The sequence below is a fragment of the Devosia sp. LjRoot3 genome (assembly GCF_964252865.1).
GTDB lineage: Bacteria > Pseudomonadota > Alphaproteobacteria > Rhizobiales > Devosiaceae > Devosia.
Genome location: NZ_CAXUPK020000002.1, coordinates 53,928 through 69,391, shown reverse-complemented (window position 1 = coordinate 69,391; position 15,464 = coordinate 53,928). Strand labels below are relative to the sequence as shown.

Sequence of the window (15,464 nt, the reverse complement as noted above, 5' to 3'; positions counted from 1 at the left end):
GGGAGGATGGGAGGGGGTGGAGCCACACCCACCCAGCCGTGGCAGCCCTCAGGCCCGCGCCACCCGCGAAAATTTTACCGGCACGTCCGGATGATCGCTCTCGGCCGCAGCCTTCGCAAAAATCCGCCGCACCGTATCCTCGCCCTCGGTCACCTGGCCGAACGCCGCAAAACCCTGCCCATCCGCATTGCGCTTGCCGCCAAAGTCGAGCTCGGGCTGATCACCGATACAGATGAAGAATTCCGAAGCCGCCGAGCCCGGCGCAAAGCGCGCCATCGAGACGGTCATGTTCCTGTGCTTGATCCCGGTCTTGTCATTGGTCTCGTGCGCAATCGGGGCAAAAGGCGTGGGCTTCTCATCCGAAACCCCATAACCCCACTGCACCACCTCGATCTTGATCGGCTTCTGCGGTTCGTTGGTGTCGGTCACGATGCGATAGGCCGTCGCGTCGTTGAGATAGCCGCCATCGACATAGGCGAGGAAATTCGCAGCCGTGACAGGCGCGTTCTTTTCGTCGACTGCGATGGTGAAATTGCCGAGTTCAGTTTCGAGAATGACAGGGATGGTCACGTTAAAAGTCCAGACATGAAAGAGAGCTCCCGCCGGACAACCCGGCGGGAGCGATTCAATTATTCTGCGATCTGAGCGTCGCGGAAATAAGGCACGTTGAGCGGCGAACGCCAGAAGCCGGTCACTTCTGGGCTCATCATCATGTAGTTGTAGCGGTGATACTGCGGCAGGATGACGTGGTCGTTCATCATGATCGCCTCGGCCTTGCGCATTTCATCGCGCGAAACCGCTTCGTCGCTCGCGGCCTTGGCCGCTTCGATTGCCGCGTCATAGTCGGCATTCGACCAGTTGGCGAGATTGTTGGCGCTGCCGGTGACAAAGTTGTCGAGGAAGGTCATCGGGTGCGGATAGTCGGCGCCCCAGCCCATCTGTGCGATCTGGTACTCGACCTTCTGCACTTCGGGATAAAAAACCTGCCATTCGGTGGCCTGGATCTCGACGTCGATATTGAGGTTTTCCTTCCACATCTGCTGGATGGCTTCGAGCAGCTTTTCGATCGGCGGGGAGGAATAGGTCACATAAATGGTGGAAGGGAAGCCTTCGCCATTGGGGTAGCCGGCCTCGGCCAGTTCCGCCTGCGCGCCTTCGACATCAGCCGTTTCGGAGAGACCAAAGGTATCGCGACCCTCGGTGAAATCCTCACCAGCGAGGCTCATGCCCGGCGGCACGAGGCCGAGAGCCGGCGTGTCAGCCGATTGCAGCACGAATTCGATGATTTCCGAACGGTCAATCGCCATGGACAACGCCTTGCGCACATGGAGATTGTCGAGCGGTGCCTGGTGCGGGTTAAAGAAGCCATAAGTCGTGCCCAGAGCCGGCACGATCATGAAGCCAGGGGCCTCAACCGAGAGACGAGGAATTTCTGGCGCCGGCACGGCTTCGATGCCGTCCACGTCGCCCGCTTCAAACGCGGCCAGCGCGGTCGCGGGATCGGGGATCAGGCGGAAGGTCAGCTTGTCGAGGCTGACGGCATCGGCGTCATAATAGTTCGGGTTCTTTTCAAAGACGACCGACTCGCCCTGGTTGAACGCCGTCACGCGGAACGGGCCGGTGCCGATAAAGGTCGCGGGGTTACGCGTCCAGCCTTCGGGATCGGCCGAAACCACATCCTCGCGCACCGGATAGAAGGTCGGGTAGTTGAGGAGCTGCAGCATATAGGGCACGCGCTGCTTGAGCGTGAACGTCAACGTCTTGTCATCAGTCGCCGACACGGCAATCGCCGAAGCGTCCCCACCGCCGAAAGCCTCTTCGGCGCCGACAATGTGATAGAGCATCTGCGAGTTCATCGCGCCGGTCGCCGGATCAAGCACGCGCTTCCAGGCATAGACGAAATCCGACGCCTTTACCGGCTCGCCATCCGACCATTTCGCATCGCGCAGGTGGAACGTATAAACGAGGCCATCCTCGGAGACGTCCCAGCTTTCGGCCAAGGCTGGCACGACTTCGCCCTCGGGGCTCAGGCGCACCAGGCCTTCAAACGTGTTGCCGATGATCGGGGAAGCAAAGGTCTCGGCCGTGGTGCCGGGATCGTACTTGGCGCTTTCATTGTTGACCACATAGGTCAATTCGCCGGCGGCAAAGGCCGAACCGGCCGAAGCCAGCAGCGCCGCCGTTATGAGCGGCAGAACCAGTCTCTTCATTGCACTCTCTCCTGTAGCGGGGCCCTTACCCCGTTTGCTTGTTGCGCCAGTTCCCCGGCGAAGTGACAGGCGGCCAGATGCCCCCCACCAATATCGGTCAGCTGCGGCTCCACTTTCGCGCAAAGCTCGGTGGCGAGCGGACAGCGCGTACGGAAGCGGCAACCAGATGGAATGTCGATCGGGCTCGGGATTTCCCCCTGCATCGGCTCCACGGCCCGCGCCGCTTCCGGGTCCGGCACCGGAATGGCCGAGAGCAAGGCGCGGGTATAGGGGTGCGACGGCCGATGATAGAGATCGGCGCTAGTCGCCAGCTCGACGATCTTTCCGAGATACATCACCCCAATCCGATCCGAGATATGCCGGACCATGGAAAGGTCATGGGTGATGAACAGATAGGTCAAACCGAGATCAGCCTGCAGGTCCTCAAGCATGTTGACGACCTGCGCCTGCACCGACACATCGAGCGCCGAAATCGGCTCGTCGCAGATGACAAGATCGGGCTCCAGAGCAATCGCCCGCGCAATTCCGATACGCTGTCGCTGCCCCCCGGAAAATTCATGCGCAAAGCGCTGAGCCGAGTCACTCGGCAAACCCACGCGATCTAGCAGCCCCGCCACTTTCTTGCGCCGCTCCGCCGCCGTCCCCACTCCGGCAATCTCGAGCGGCTCGGCAATCAGGTCGCCCACACTCATCCGCGGATTGAGGCTGGCATAGGGGTCCTGAAAGATCATCTGCACCCGCCGCCTGAAATTTCCCAGCAGCCCCTCGGGCGCTTTCCCAACTTCCTGCCCGTCAAAAACAATGCTGCCCGATGTGGGTTCGTGCAGACGAATAACCGTCCGCGCCAGCGTCGATTTTCCGCATCCGGATTCGCCCACCAGCCCCAGCGTCTCGCCCTTCATCAGGTCAAGATCAACGCCATCCACCGCCCGCAAAATCGGCTTCGGCGCAAACGGCGCGGCCGGCAGCCGGAAATGCTTGTGAAGGTCGCGCAGTTGCAAAAGAGGCTGGGTCATGCCGCCACCTCATGCACCGCGTCCACCTTTGGCGCCTCGGGATGTTGCAACCAGCACCGCGACTGATGAGACGCACCAAACAGCGGCGGCAGTGCCGCCATGCATTGGCTCATCGCATGCGGACAGCGCGGCGCAAAAGGACATCCCGGCGGCGGCGCCAACATATTCGGCGGGCTGCCCGGAATAGGCGTCAGCCGCCGATGCGTATCATCCCGCAAATCGGGCACGGCCCCCAGGAGCCCCACCGTATAAGGATGCGCCGGCCGGGCGAAGAGATCGCGCACCGGCGCCGTCTCCATGATCAGCCCGCCATAAAGCACCAGCACCCGATCGGTGACCTCGGCAATGACGCCAAGGTCATGGGTGATCAGGATGACGGACATGCCGAGCCGCCGCTGCAAATCCTTGAGCAGCGCCAGGATCTGCCGCTGAATGGTCACATCCAGCGCCGTCGTTGGCTCATCGGCGATCAGCAGTTTCGGATCGCAGGCCAGCGCCATGGCAATCATCACGCGCTGCCGCATGCCGCCCGAAAATTCATGCGGATAGGAATCGAGGCGTTTTGCTGCCGACGGAATCCGCACCAGCTCGAACAGCTCCACCGCCCGCGCCCGAGCTTCCGCCGCGCTCGCCTTGCGATGCCGCCTTACCGCTTCAATCACCTGCTCGCCCACGGTCAGCGTGGGGTTGAGCGAAGTCATCGGGTCCTGAAAAATCACCCCGATCCGATTGCCCCGCAGGTCCGACAGCGCATCCTCATCGAGCGAGAGAATATCGGTCCCCTCAAAGGTCGCCGAACCCGCCTTGATTGTTCCGCCGGCCTTTAACAGCCGCAGCACCGACATGCAGGTGATCGATTTCCCCGACCCGCTCTCACCGACGAGCCCGAGCATTTCGCCTTCGTGCACGTCAAAACTGACGCCGCGCACCGCCTGCACTTCGCCGCGCCGCGTGAAAAACGAGGTCGTCAAATCCCGAACCGAAAGAATTGGCTGGTTCATCGTCCAACCCTCGGATCAAGCGCATCGCGCAGCCCGTCGCCCAGGAAGTTGAAGGCAAACATGGTCAGCGATATCGCCGCCGCCGGGAAGAAAAGCTGATGCGGATAGGCGCGCAAAGTCTCGACCGCCTCCGAGGTGAGCGAGCCCCAGCTTGCCAGCGGCGGCGTCACGCCGAGCCCGATAAAACTCATAAAACTCTCGATGAAGATGGCCGAGGGGATCAGCATGGTGAGGGTAACAATGATCGGCCCGATCGAATTGGGCAGCAGGTGCCGCGTCAGGATGCGCGCCGGCGACGCCCCCATGGTCCGCGCCGCCGCCACATAATCCTGGCTCTTGAGGCTTAGGATCTGCCCGCGCACGATCCGCGCCATATCCACCCAGAATACCGAACCAATGGCGACAATGATGGACAGGAGGCCAGAGTCAAAAACCACCATCAGCAGCACGACATAGAGTGTCAGCGGAATGGTCGAAATGATTTCGACAAAGCGCATCATCACCGCATCGACTTTTCCGCCGATATAGCCGGCAATGCCGCCATAAAAGACGCCGATGAAGAAGTTCACCAGCGTCGCCACGAAGGCCACGGTCAGCGAAATCTGCGCCCCATAAAGCTGGCGCACCAGGATGTCGCGGCCCAATTGATCGGTGCCGAAAAGATAAGTCCGGTTCCAGCTCCAGCCGCTTGGGCGCACCTCGCTGCCATCTTCGAGCAGCAGCCGCACCGGCAGCTTTGAATAGTCGAGCGTCAGCGTCTGGTCGCCAAACTCATAGGGCTGGCTCTTCTTGATCATGTCCTTGCGGCCACCGCGCAGGAGCCCGAGCATGTTTCCCTCAGCATCGACCTCATAGAGGTTGAAATTCGACGCATTGAGGAAAAACCGCGTCGTTTCCCCTGCCCCATCCGTCACCGCATAGGTCTCGAAGAACGGCGGAATATTCGCCAGCTTCAGGTCCTGCTTGAAATAGGTGTGCGGCGAAAAATACGGCCCGAAGAACGCCGCGATCACCAGGAGAACAATGAAGACAATGCTGACCACAGCCGGCTTGTTGGCCCAAAGCCGGCGCCGCACTTCCTGCCCATAGGTCGGGGCGGGCGGTGCAACGGGCGCCACCTTCTCCGCAGCCGGCACCTTGGCCCACATTTCCGGTGAAATATCGGTCATGCGGCAGCCTTGGTCAGTTTGATGCGCGGATCGAGCCACACATAAAGAAGGTCAACGATCAGGATCATCACCATCAGAATCGCGGCATAGAAAATGGTGATGCCCATGATGGCGGTATAGTCGCGATTGGTGATCGACAGCACGAATTGCCGCCCGATCCCCGGCAGCGCAAAAATCTGCTCGATGACAAAGGAACCGGTGATCAGGTTCGCCACCACCGGCCCCAATACGGTCACCACCGGCAACAGCGAATTGCGCAGCCCGTGCTTGAAAAGAATCTGCCCCTTGCGCAGCCCCTTGGCCCGGGCCGTGGTCATATAATCCTGCTCCAGCGTCTCGAGCAGCGACGACCGCGTCAGCCGCGAAACGAACGAAATCCAGAAGCCCGACAGCGCAAAAACCGGCAGAAAATAGCCTCGCCAGTCATCAAGCCCAAAAGTCGGCACCCAGCCGAGCCGCAGCGCAAAAACGTAGATGGAAACCGTCGCGATCACATAGCTCGGGATCGCGACGCCAAGCGTTGCGATAAACATCACCGTCGTATCCGGCCAGCGATTGCGATTGAGCGCCGCAATCACCCCCAGCGGCACACCCAGCGCTACGACGCAGATCACCGCAAGCAGCCCCGTCTGCAGCGTCACCGGCAAGCCCGCCGCGATCATCGAATTGATCGACACACCCGGATACTTGAACGAGGGCCCGAGGTCGAAGGTCAAAATCCGCCCGAGATAATTGAGATATTGCTGCCAGATCGGCAGATCGAGCCCATACTTGGCATTGAGCGCCGCCGCGATCTCAGGCGCCAGCATACGCTCGGAAACGAACGGCCCGCCCGGCACCGCATGCATGAGGAAAAAGGTCAGCGTCACGATCGCCCAGAGGGTGACGAGCATCATGCCCAGACGATTGAGGATATAGGTAAACATCAGCTACGCCGCCTCAGGAAAGCCGTGCTGAAGATCGACGCGGTTTCGAAACATAAGTCTATTGCATCACCAAAATGACGCAATATCAATCCGATAGAGGCGAGATCACAGGGCATATTTGCTAAGCTTCAGCCGAAACGAAGGGCGACCGCGAAGCCGCCCTTCATCCTGGAACCTATTTCAGGCTTTCCGCAAAAAAGTCGGCAAAGGTCGTGTCGACAAGTGTCGTCACGTCAGGCTGGTCGCTATAAAAACCATAGCCATGATCCGCCTCCGGCACGACCACCAAACTCGCCTCGGGATAGGCGGCAATCACCGCTTCATTGACCGCCGCCGGCACGACAACATCCTTGTCGCCATGCACCACGATCATCGGCCCCTTATGGCTGCCCGCCAGCTCCAGCGGTTTTGACGCGATCATGTCGTCAAACCACTGCCGGCTCAACTGCTGCACCTGTCCCCATTGGGTCGTGAACTCGGCATAACCCTTGTCCCCGCCGGATTCCGCATAGAGCCGGTCATACTCGGCCTGCCCGCCGAGGAAGCCCACCATCATCTCCTGCCCCCAGTCCGCCGAAGGCGCCAGGAGCCCGATGGCCTTATAGGGATTGTCGCTTCCCGCCCCGATAGTCAGCGCAATGCGCCCGCCCATGCTGTAGCCAAAGATCCCGAGCCGATCCTTCTCGACGGCATAATTCTCCAGAATGTAGCCAAGGCTCGCATTGGAATCCGAGATCATATTGGTGAGATAGCCCTCGGTGAACGGCTCCTTGCTGTCGCCCGATCCGGCAAAATCCATGCGAATGGTCAGAATGCCCTTGTCGGCCAGCGCCTTGGCAATCCTGCCAAAGCCGCCATTCTCCTGCCGCCCGCCGCCATGCCCATGGTTCATCACCACGGCCGGAAACGGCCCTTCCCCATCGGGCACCACGACCGTCGCCGGCACGGCCCGCGCGCCGTTCTGCACCGTCACCTCATTCACCGTCTCTGCCCTCACAGCGACACTTGCAGCAAAAATCGCGACGCCGGCCACAAGCAGCGACGATCCCAAACGTCTGGCTTTCATGTTCTTACCCTCTACCGGCGATGACCGCTGGGGCCACCACCCAAGATCGCCCAACCGCGATCATGACGAGTGTATGACGCGCATCGCCCTTGTCCATAGCCTCTCGCACCCCCAGCGGGCGCCCCGGCCCATCACAAGACCGGCGAAAAAGCCTCTCCCCTGACCGCGATCTCATCGACCACGAAGTCGACAAAGGCGCGGATCTTGGGCGAAAGCTGGCGGTTGCTCGGCCAGACCAGCGCCAGCGAACCGAGCGGCACCATATGAGCGGTGAGCACCGGCACCAGCGACCCGTCCTCCATATGCGGCCTCGCGACATAGACCGGCAGATGGGCAAGACCCAGGCCGTCGCGCGCCGCCCGCAATCCGGCATCGGTATTGTTGAAGGCAATGGTGCGCGGCAGCAGCATCCGGTCATGCGGCGGCGCAAAGGCCCACTGCGCCAATTGCCCGCTTGAAGGATATTTGAAGCGAATACAGGCATGCCCAAGCAGGTCGTCCGGCGCCTTCGGCACGCCTCTTTCCGCAAGATAGTTGGGGCTCGCGCATACCACGAAATGCTGCCGCCCGATCTGGCGGGCGATCAGCCGGGCATCGCTGAGCTCGCCACTCCGCACCACCACATCAAACCCCTCGGCCACGATATCGACCACCCGGTCTTCAAATTCGAGATCGAGTTCGATCTCGGGATAGCGCGCCATGAAGGCGGGCAAGTGCGGCATGAACAGGTGATGCCCGACAATATGGGGCAGCGACACGCGCAATCGTCCCCTCGGCTCAGCGCGGCTGTTCAGAATGGAGGTCTCGGCGTCCCTGACGTCATCGAGAATGCGCCGATACCGCTCATAGAGCATCGTGCCTTCCTCGGTGAGGCTGATGCTGCGCGTTGTGCGGTTCATCAGCCGCGCGCCCAGCCGGCTCTCCAGCCGATGGATCGCCTTGCCGATCGCCGAGGGCGACACACCCACGATCCGGGCGGCGCCGACAAAACTCTGCTGCTCCACGGCATGAACAAAGGCGGCAATGCTGGCAAAGCTTTCCATGCCCCGCTTATTGCAGATTTTTTGTCCGTAATGAAGCGATATCAGCCGCAATTATCCGCCTCTCAGGATGTCATATCTTCAAACGCACGAGTTCAGTGCACACATGCGGCCCGCCGTCCGGGGAGGCGATCATGAGCGACTACACCAGAAATCTGCCAGCGGCCGACATCTGCCATCTCGGGCCAAACGACCTCTTCGTCGAACTCCATCGCGGCAAGCGATCGGCCGACGAGCATAGCAATCGCCCACCCCTTCTCTTCGTCCACGGCGCCTTCACGGGCAGCTGGATGTGGGCCAAATACATTCCCCACTTCATCGCGCACGGCTCGGACTCCTTCTATCTCAACCTGCGCGGCCATTACAAAAGCCGCTCGGTCGATCTCTCGCGCGTGGTCTTTGCCGATTATCTCGCCGACATCGAGCTCGCCATCGACACCATCGTCGATGGCTACCAGGTCGCCCCAATCCTTGTGGGTTTCAGCATGGGCGGGCTTCTCAGCCTGAAAACAGCGGAAAGCACGTCCCTTTCGGGCCTGGTTCTCATCGATTCCAGCATTCCGAGCCAGGTGCATGCCATGGTGCCCTACGCTCACCCGCCCTCCCCGATTACCGGGCTGGTGGTTCCCGCGCCGCTCCGCCCCGAAAACAGCAGCCTAGACGAAACGCTTGAGGACATCGCCTTCCAGCGCAAATACCTTTCGCTCGAAGCCGCAAACGTCTTCCGCAATCTCGCCCGTCCCTATGGCGAAACCGGCATCTCCGTGGCGGGCGAAAATATCACCTGTCCCTCCCTCGTCATCAGCGCCATCAACCATCCCGACGATGACCTGCGCGGCCAGGCTCTCGCCCTGCACACGCGCAGCGAGTATTTTGGCCTGCCCGGAACCACCCATACCGGCCTTCTGGTCGGCCAGCGATATGGCGAAGTCGTCACCCGGATTTTGGCCTGGCTGGACAGCCGGCCCACCTGAACGGTGGACCTTTCGCTCTGGACTCATCTTGTTGCCGAGGAACGCACTTGCCTCGACGACACGGCTCCTTCGTCTCCCTCCCCCTTGTGGGGAGGGATTAAGGGTGGGGGTAGCGACGCGTCGTAAGTGCACTGCCCCCGACAAGCTTCAAAGGGATCAAGGGGCAAATTTGACATGTGCATATGCACGACCTAAATCAGCGCCCATGGAGTACGCGCTCAACGACTGCCTGATCATGAATACGCGCAAAGCGGCGCGGGCTTTGACCCGTCGCGCCGATCACCAATTGCGCAGCGTCGGCATCACCGCCGCCCAGTTCAATATCCTCGGCACACTGAGCACCAATTCCGCCGCCTCGATCACCGAGATGGCGAACTTTCTCGCCGTAGACCGCACAACCCTGTCGCGAAACCTCGCCGTACTGGAACGCCGCAAACTGGTCTCCGCCGGCCCCGGCGACCTCGCCCGCATGCGCCGCATCACCCTCACCCCCGAAGGCCGAAAGGTCTTCGATGCCGCCGTGCCCATTTGGCGCCAGGCCCAGGACGAACTACGCTCCCTGCTCGCCGACCCCGACTTCCAAACGACACTTACCGGCCTCCGCCACCTCGCCAAACTCTAGGCCCAAGACCCTCAATTCGCCCCAATTGCACATCAAATCGTGCATATACACAGGAGACAAAGACATGCTGCGCCCCGATCCCCAGGACCCCATCGTCGTTACCGGCATGGGAGTGGTGAGCCCTCTCGGCGTCGGCGTCGAAACCAATTGGCAGCGTCTCCTCGCCGGCCGCAGCGGCGTCGTCCGCAATGACCGCTTCGACACCACCGATTTTGTGTCCCACATTGCCGGGCTCGTCCCGTCCAAGGCCAATGACGAAGCCGGCTTTGATCCCGCCGATCATATCGACGGCAAGGACATCAAGAAGATGGACGTCTTCATCCAATATTCCATCGCCGCCACCGCCGAGGCTCTCAATCAGGCCAACTGGCACCCTGAAAACCCGGCAGACCAGGCCGCCACCGCCACCATCATCGGCTCCGGCGTCGGCGGTTCCCCGGTCATGGCCCGCGCCGTTGAAACCATCAACACCAAGGGCCCACGCCGTCTCTCGCCCTTCACCGTTCCCTCGTTCCTCGCCAATCTTGCCGCTGGCTGGCTCTCGATCATCCATAGTTTCCGCGGCCCCATCGGCACCCCGGTCACCGCCTGCGCCGCCTCGGCCCAGGCCATCGGCGATGGCATGCGTCTGATCATGACCGGCGAAGCCGAAGTGGCCGTCGTCGGCGGCGCCGAAGGCTCGGTCGATCCCATCTCCCTCGGCGGCTTCGGCGCCTCCCGCGCTCTTTCGGCGTCCCATGCGGATAATCCCGCCAAGGCATCGCGCCCCTTCGATAGGGGTCATGACGGCTTCATTCTCTCCGAAGGCGCCGCCACAATCGTCATCGAGAAGCTCAGCCACGCCCGCGCCCGCGGCGCCAAGCCGCTCGCCGTCCTTGCCGGTTACGGCACCTCGGCTGACGCCTATCACCTGACCGCCGGCGCACCCGACGGCGCCGGCGCCCAGGTCGCCATCCGCAACGCGCTCTCCATGGCCGGCCTCGACCAGTCCCAGATCGGCTACGTCAACGCCCACGCCACGTCCACGGCCGTCGGCGACCAAGCCGAAATCGCCGCGCTCGCCGCCGTCTTCACCGGCCGCGGCAAGGATCTGTCCATCTCCTCGACCAAGTCGGCGACCGGTCACCTCCTCGGCGCTGCCGGCGCCCTCGAAGCGGTCTTCTCCATCAAGGCTCTCGAAACAGGCCAGCTCCCGCCCACCATCAATCTCGAAGACCCGATCGAAGAAGCCGCCCCCTTCGACCTCGTCCCCAACCAGCCTCGCGCCAAAGAACTCGACTATGCCCTTTCCAATTCCTTCGGTTTTGGTGGCGTCAACGCCGCGCTGATCTTCGGCAAGGCCCCGAGGGAATAGAACGAGCTAGGCGCTCGCGCTGAACGTCATCCTCGGGCTTAACCCGAGGACACTTCACTTCGCTATTGCGCAGCGAGTAGAGAGCCCTCGGTTCAAGCCCGAGGGTGACGATCTGCAAGGACGAGCCCACAACGACGACAGCGAAAATGTCCGTCCACATGGACGCAGGCCGCCCTGTTCTATTGCGGCAGGGCGGCCCGCCTTTCCCACGAACCCACGACAAAACAAGGGCTTGGAGAAAACTCTCTCCCACGCCCCTCCCGCCCGCGCGTTGCCTCTCGGCCACAGATGAACATCACGTTTATGGGAGCGATTGCTCCCGTTAAGGTTTCATGAGTAATGAATTTACTCCAGTTGCGCCCGAATCTCTTGGATTCGCAGGCGTTTCCGGCGTGATTAGGAGCGAAGATGCGTAAGCTATTGGTCAGTCTCGTTGCAGTGCTTGCTGCGACCTCTATTGGCCATTCGGCAATCGGCCAGGAAGTGGCCGCCCTTGCCATTCAGCCCGTGGTCATCGCTCCGCCGCAGAACGATCTGGCCCGCACCATCAAGACCGGCCTCTCCTCTGCCTATGGCTCGGCCAAGACCGGTTCGCGCGCCTATGAAGAAGCGCAAAAGCTCTATTTCCTCTACGGCGAGCGCCACTTCGAGCCGATCTGGCTCAGCGAAACCGCCGGTGGCAAGGTCACCTTCTCGCCTGCCGCCCAGAAGATCATCGCCCTCTTTGAACAGGCCGATACCGAAGGCCTGCGCCCCAGCGATTATCTGACGCCTGATATCGACCTCGCCCGCGCCAGCAGCACCGACCCGCTTGCTCTTGCCGGCCTCGAAACCGCCTTTTCCGGCGCCGTCCTGCGCTATGCCAACCATCTCTACAATGGTCGCATCCGTCCTCAGTCGGTCAGCGAAAACCTCGACATCCAGCCAAAAACCCTCGACCAGGCAGCCCTTCTCGAGCGCCTCGCCCAGAGTCAGGACCCGGCCCCGATCCTTGCCGAGCTTGAGCCAAAGCATCCCGAATTCCTGGCCCTCAAGGCGGCCCTTGCCAATTTCGAGGCCAGCACCACGGCCCGCCCCGCGCCCATCGACGATGGCCCGGTGCTTCGTCCCGGCGGCACCGATGCCCGCGTGCACGCCATCCGCGCCCGGCTCGAACTGCCCGCAGGGGCCTCAACCCTTTATGACGATGCCCTCGTCACCGCCGTCGAAACCTTCCAGGAAGGTGTCGGCCTCGAAGTCGATGGCATTATCGGGCCGGCAACCATCGCCGCCTTCAATGGCGGCAATGCCACGCGCCGCGAAGACATTCTGGCCAATATGGAACGGTGGCGCTGGATGCCGGCCGACCTCGGCCAGTTCAACGTCTTCGTCAACATCCCCGAATTCCGCCTCTCCATTCAGCGCAATGGCGTGGAGGAATACGGCACCCGCGTCGTCGTCGGCACCACCAAGAACCAGACCCCGATTTTTTCGGACAATATCCGGCACCTGGTCGTAAATCCCTATTGGAACGTCCCGTCCTCGATCATCAAGGGCGAGATCGCCCCGGCCGTTTTGCGCAATCCGGGCTATACCGATAGCCACAATATGGATCTGCTCTATAACGGCACGCCGGTCAGCCCCTGGCAGGTGGATTGGTCGCAGGTTTCCACGTCCTACTTCCCCTTCAAGGTCCGCCAGCGCCCCGGCGCCGGCAATGCCCTTGGCCAGATCAAGTTCCTCTTCCCTAACAAGCACGACGTTTATCTGCACGATACGCCGTCTAAGTCGCTTTTCGCCCGCTCCTTCCGCGCCTTCAGTCATGGCTGCATCCGCGTCGAAAACCCGTTCGAATTTGCCGATGCACTGATGGCCAATGAGGCCAAGATCAGCCGCGCCTCGCTCGAAGCCATGTTCGGCCCCTCCGAGCGCTGGGTGAACCCGGAAACCCAGATTCCGGTGCACCTCGCCTACTTCACCCTGCGCGTCGGCACCGACGGGGCGATCCGCAACTTTGGCGACGTCTACGGTCACAATGAAAAGCTGATCGAAGCCATGGGCCTTGCCAATTCCGCCCCGCCCACCATCGTGGCCGAGGTCGAGAGCGTCCCCGAAGAGCTCTCTCCGTAACCAAATGTGTCCGCGGCTGCGCTCGACGGTAACAGTCTGTTAGCATTTTCGCCTTGGTTGCGCCCGCTTTTGCCCTTAAATAACGAAGGCGTGAGGGGGCCTACGGTCGGTTCACAACTGGTTAGCGTTAATAAAATCGAGCGATTTTTGCGCTAGCGTCGAACGATACTGGCATTGAACCGGGCAGAGTTAGGCGTGACGGGGATTTCCTTTTTGCAGCGTGGTGTTTTTCTGCGTTATGTCGCAGCGACGCTTGTAACTATTTGTTTGACCGGCATTTTTGCCGTGCAACCGGCGCTGGCCGCGACCGAGCGCGCGCTCTATCTCTACTATACGCACACCAAGGAAACCTCGCGCATCGTCTTCAAGCGCAATGGTCAATATGTGCAATCGGGCCTTAACGAGCTCAACCAGTTCCTGCGCGACTGGCGCCGCAACGAACCCACCAAGATGGACCCCCGCCTCTTCGACCTGATTTGGGAGGTTTATCAAGAGGTTGGCGGCTCACAGCCGATCAACGTCGTCTCCGCTTACCGCTCCCCCGCCACCAATGCCATGCTGGCCGACAAGTCTTCGGGCGTCGCCGACAATTCCCAGCACATGCGCGGCACTGCGATGGATTTCTTCATCCCCGGCGTGCCGCTGGCAAAATTACGTGCTGTGGCAATGAGTAAGCAGGTCGGCGGCGTCGGCTTCTACCCAACCTCGGGCAGCCCCTTCGTCCATCTCGACGTCGGCTCGGTCCGCGCCTGGCCGCGCATGACCCGCGCGCAATTGAAAGAAATCTTCCCCGACGGCCGCACCATGCACCTGCCGACCGACGGCAAGCCGCTCTCGCAGGAAGGCTACAACATCGCCCTCGCCGAGTGGAAACAGTGCCACGCCTATCCCTGCAACGGCCGCGGTTCCTCAGGCACCATGGTGGCCGATGCCGGCGGCGGCAATGGCAAGACGCTGATGGACGTGCTCTTTGGCGGCAAGCCGGGCAGTGCCCCCGCCCCCGTCGCTGCAGCAGCCCCTGCCCCGGTTCAGGTTGCCGCCGTGGCGCCGCAAACTGCCACCTCCGATCTTGCTCCCGTCCCCGCCCCGCGCCCGGCCAGCATGATGGTTGCTGCGGCTGCACCGCAGTCGGCCGCCGTGGCCCCGGTCCCGGCCGACCCCGCTTTCATGCCCTTTTCGACCGTCGGCAGCGCGCCGCTCGATGCCGCGGAACTGACAACGCCCGTGATGGCGCCGATCCCGGCGATGAAGTCCGAAACCCTGCGCGTCGCCACCGCCTCGGCTCTGCCGGCCGGTGATGCGGTAACGGCCCTCGCCGCGCTCACTGAACCGCCGACGCCCATGCCGCCGCTCCGCGCGGCCGAGCCAGAAGTCACGCTCACGGCCTATGCAGCCGCACCCACCGGCCTCGGCCGTCCGGTGATCGCCTCGCTCGGCCCGACCGTGACTGGCTCCATCCCGGCAACGCCCGCCGCCTCGCGCTCCGTTCTGGCTTCCGTCGGCACCCCAATGCCGACCGAGCTGACGGCGCTGCCGCCCTCCCAGAACGAGATGGCCAACCTCTTCTCCGGCACCTTCACCGCTGCCGAAGCGGCCCAGGAAGCCGATCTCGTCGCGGCCCTCACCAGCCACGTCTCGCGCCCGGTTGCCGATGGCATGCGCAAGCCGGATCTTGTCGCCCCCGATTTCGAGCACGTCGCCGACGTTTTCGCCGCGCCCGCCAGCCTCAGCTCGAACCATTTCGCCGTGATCTTTGATCGCGACGAGGCCGATTTCGACCCGACCCCGGAAATGGGCCGCTATGTCATCGTCATGGGTGCCGGCGAAGACACGACCATGGGCGGAAATCGCCGTTTCGCACCGGCGACCAACTAAAACGCGGCCAGGTGCCGCATCCGCGCCACTTTCTTTGATTTCAAGCGTTTGATGTGACCGGCGCCGCGTGGTGCCGGTCCTTGCATTGGCACAGGCACGCGC

At 62.0% G+C, this 15,464-nt stretch carries 13 protein-coding genes; 5 read left to right on the top strand and 8 right to left on the bottom strand.

Annotated elements, in window-relative coordinates; genetic code table 11:
• Positions 1–48: 48 nt before the first annotated feature.
• The 8 genes from ACSQ2A_RS07375 to ACSQ2A_RS07340 form a co-directional block, all read right to left on the bottom strand.
• Positions 49–570: a peptidylprolyl isomerase gene (locus tag ACSQ2A_RS07375; RefSeq protein WP_436071696.1), complete on the bottom strand. Its 522-nt coding sequence runs from the start codon at positions 568–570 to the stop codon at positions 49–51.
• 59 nt (positions 571–629) lie between these two features.
• Positions 630–2,210: a peptide ABC transporter substrate-binding protein gene (locus ACSQ2A_RS07370; RefSeq protein ID WP_436071695.1), complete on the bottom strand. Its 1,581-nt coding sequence runs from the start codon at positions 2,208–2,210 to the stop codon at positions 630–632.
• The gene (locus ACSQ2A_RS07365; RefSeq protein WP_436071694.1) at positions 2,207–3,226 is read right to left on the bottom strand and encodes an ABC transporter ATP-binding protein; all 1,020 of its coding nucleotides are present in this window, start codon (positions 3,224–3,226) and stop codon (positions 2,207–2,209) included. The genes ACSQ2A_RS07370 and ACSQ2A_RS07365 overlap by 4 nt, the downstream gene beginning before the upstream one ends.
• A complete protein-coding gene (locus ACSQ2A_RS07360; RefSeq protein WP_436071693.1) occupies positions 3,223–4,227 on the bottom strand; it encodes an ABC transporter ATP-binding protein in 1,005 nt (334 codons plus the stop codon). The genes ACSQ2A_RS07365 and ACSQ2A_RS07360 overlap by 4 nt, the downstream gene beginning before the upstream one ends.
• A complete protein-coding gene (locus tag ACSQ2A_RS07355; protein ID WP_436071692.1) occupies positions 4,224–5,396 on the bottom strand; it encodes an ABC transporter permease in 1,173 nt (390 codons plus the stop codon). Before ACSQ2A_RS07355 ends, ACSQ2A_RS07360 begins: the two co-directional genes overlap by 4 nt.
• Positions 5,393–6,322 carry an ABC transporter permease gene (locus ACSQ2A_RS07350; protein ID WP_436071691.1) on the bottom strand — a complete coding sequence of 310 codons (930 nt, stop codon included), beginning with the start codon at positions 6,320–6,322 and terminating at the stop codon, positions 5,393–5,395. Before ACSQ2A_RS07350 ends, ACSQ2A_RS07355 begins: the two co-directional genes overlap by 4 nt.
• Positions 6,323–6,497: 175 nt before the next feature.
• Complete coding sequence (locus ACSQ2A_RS07345; protein WP_436071690.1) at positions 6,498–7,388, bottom strand: alpha/beta hydrolase family protein; 891 nt, start codon at positions 7,386–7,388, stop codon at positions 6,498–6,500.
• Between the two features lie 131 nt (positions 7,389–7,519).
• A complete protein-coding gene (locus tag ACSQ2A_RS07340) occupies positions 7,520–8,431 on the bottom strand; it encodes a LysR family transcriptional regulator (RefSeq protein WP_436071689.1) in 912 nt (303 codons plus the stop codon).
• 131 nt (positions 8,432–8,562) lie between these two features.
• Here ACSQ2A_RS07340 and ACSQ2A_RS07335 point away from each other — a divergent pair, with 131 nt between their 5' ends.
• The 5 genes from ACSQ2A_RS07335 (at position 8,563) to ACSQ2A_RS07315 (ending at position 15,362) form a co-directional block, all read left to right on the top strand.
• On the top strand, positions 8,563–9,402 hold the full coding sequence (locus ACSQ2A_RS07335; protein ID WP_436071688.1) for an alpha/beta hydrolase: 840 nt from the start codon (positions 8,563–8,565) through the stop codon (positions 9,400–9,402).
• Positions 9,403–9,637: 235 nt separating this feature from the next.
• Positions 9,638–10,024, top strand: a complete 387-nt coding sequence (locus tag ACSQ2A_RS07330; protein ID WP_436071687.1) for a MarR family winged helix-turn-helix transcriptional regulator — start codon at positions 9,638–9,640, stop codon at positions 10,022–10,024.
• 64 nt (positions 10,025–10,088) lie between these two features.
• Positions 10,089–11,378, top strand: a complete 1,290-nt coding sequence (fabF, locus tag ACSQ2A_RS07325; protein ID WP_436071686.1) for a beta-ketoacyl-ACP synthase II — start codon at positions 10,089–10,091, stop codon at positions 11,376–11,378.
• A gap of 408 nt (positions 11,379–11,786) precedes the next feature.
• Positions 11,787–13,487, top strand: coding sequence for a L,D-transpeptidase family protein (locus ACSQ2A_RS07320; RefSeq protein WP_436071685.1), 1,701 nt, complete (start codon positions 11,787–11,789; stop codon positions 13,485–13,487).
• A 195-nt stretch (positions 13,488–13,682) separates the two neighbouring features.
• A complete protein-coding gene (locus ACSQ2A_RS07315) occupies positions 13,683–15,362 on the top strand; it encodes a DUF882 domain-containing protein (RefSeq protein WP_436071684.1) in 1,680 nt (559 codons plus the stop codon).
• Positions 15,363–15,464 lie beyond the last annotated feature (102 nt).

What these genes read in the sequence shown, in the direction of transcription:
- ACSQ2A_RS07370 (WP_436071695.1), bottom strand. Translation starts at nt 2,210, where the DNA reads ATGAAGAGACTGGTTCTGCCGCTCATAACGGCGGCGCTGCTGGCTTCG.
- ACSQ2A_RS07320 (WP_436071685.1), top strand. Translation starts at nt 11,787, where the DNA reads ATGCGTAAGCTATTGGTCAGTCTCGTTGCAGTGCTTGCTGCGACCTCT.
- ACSQ2A_RS07350 (WP_436071691.1), bottom strand. Translation starts at nt 6,322, where the DNA reads ATGTTTACCTATATCCTCAATCGTCTGGGCATGATGCTCGTCACCCTC.
- ACSQ2A_RS07355 (WP_436071692.1), bottom strand. Translation starts at nt 5,396, where the DNA reads ATGACCGATATTTCACCGGAAATGTGGGCCAAGGTGCCGGCTGCGGAG.
- fabF (WP_436071686.1), top strand. Translation starts at nt 10,089, where the DNA reads ATGCTGCGCCCCGATCCCCAGGACCCCATCGTCGTTACCGGCATGGGA.
- ACSQ2A_RS07360 (WP_436071693.1), bottom strand. Translation starts at nt 4,227, where the DNA reads ATGAACCAGCCAATTCTTTCGGTTCGGGATTTGACGACCTCGTTTTTC.
- ACSQ2A_RS07345 (WP_436071690.1), bottom strand. Translation starts at nt 7,388, where the DNA reads ATGAAAGCCAGACGTTTGGGATCGTCGCTGCTTGTGGCCGGCGTCGCG.
- ACSQ2A_RS07335 (WP_436071688.1), top strand. Translation starts at nt 8,563, where the DNA reads ATGAGCGACTACACCAGAAATCTGCCAGCGGCCGACATCTGCCATCTC.
- ACSQ2A_RS07340 (WP_436071689.1), bottom strand. Translation starts at nt 8,431, where the DNA reads ATGGAAAGCTTTGCCAGCATTGCCGCCTTTGTTCATGCCGTGGAGCAG.
- ACSQ2A_RS07365 (WP_436071694.1), bottom strand. Translation starts at nt 3,226, where the DNA reads ATGACCCAGCCTCTTTTGCAACTGCGCGACCTTCACAAGCATTTCCGG.
- ACSQ2A_RS07330 (WP_436071687.1), top strand. Translation starts at nt 9,638, where the DNA reads ATGAATACGCGCAAAGCGGCGCGGGCTTTGACCCGTCGCGCCGATCAC.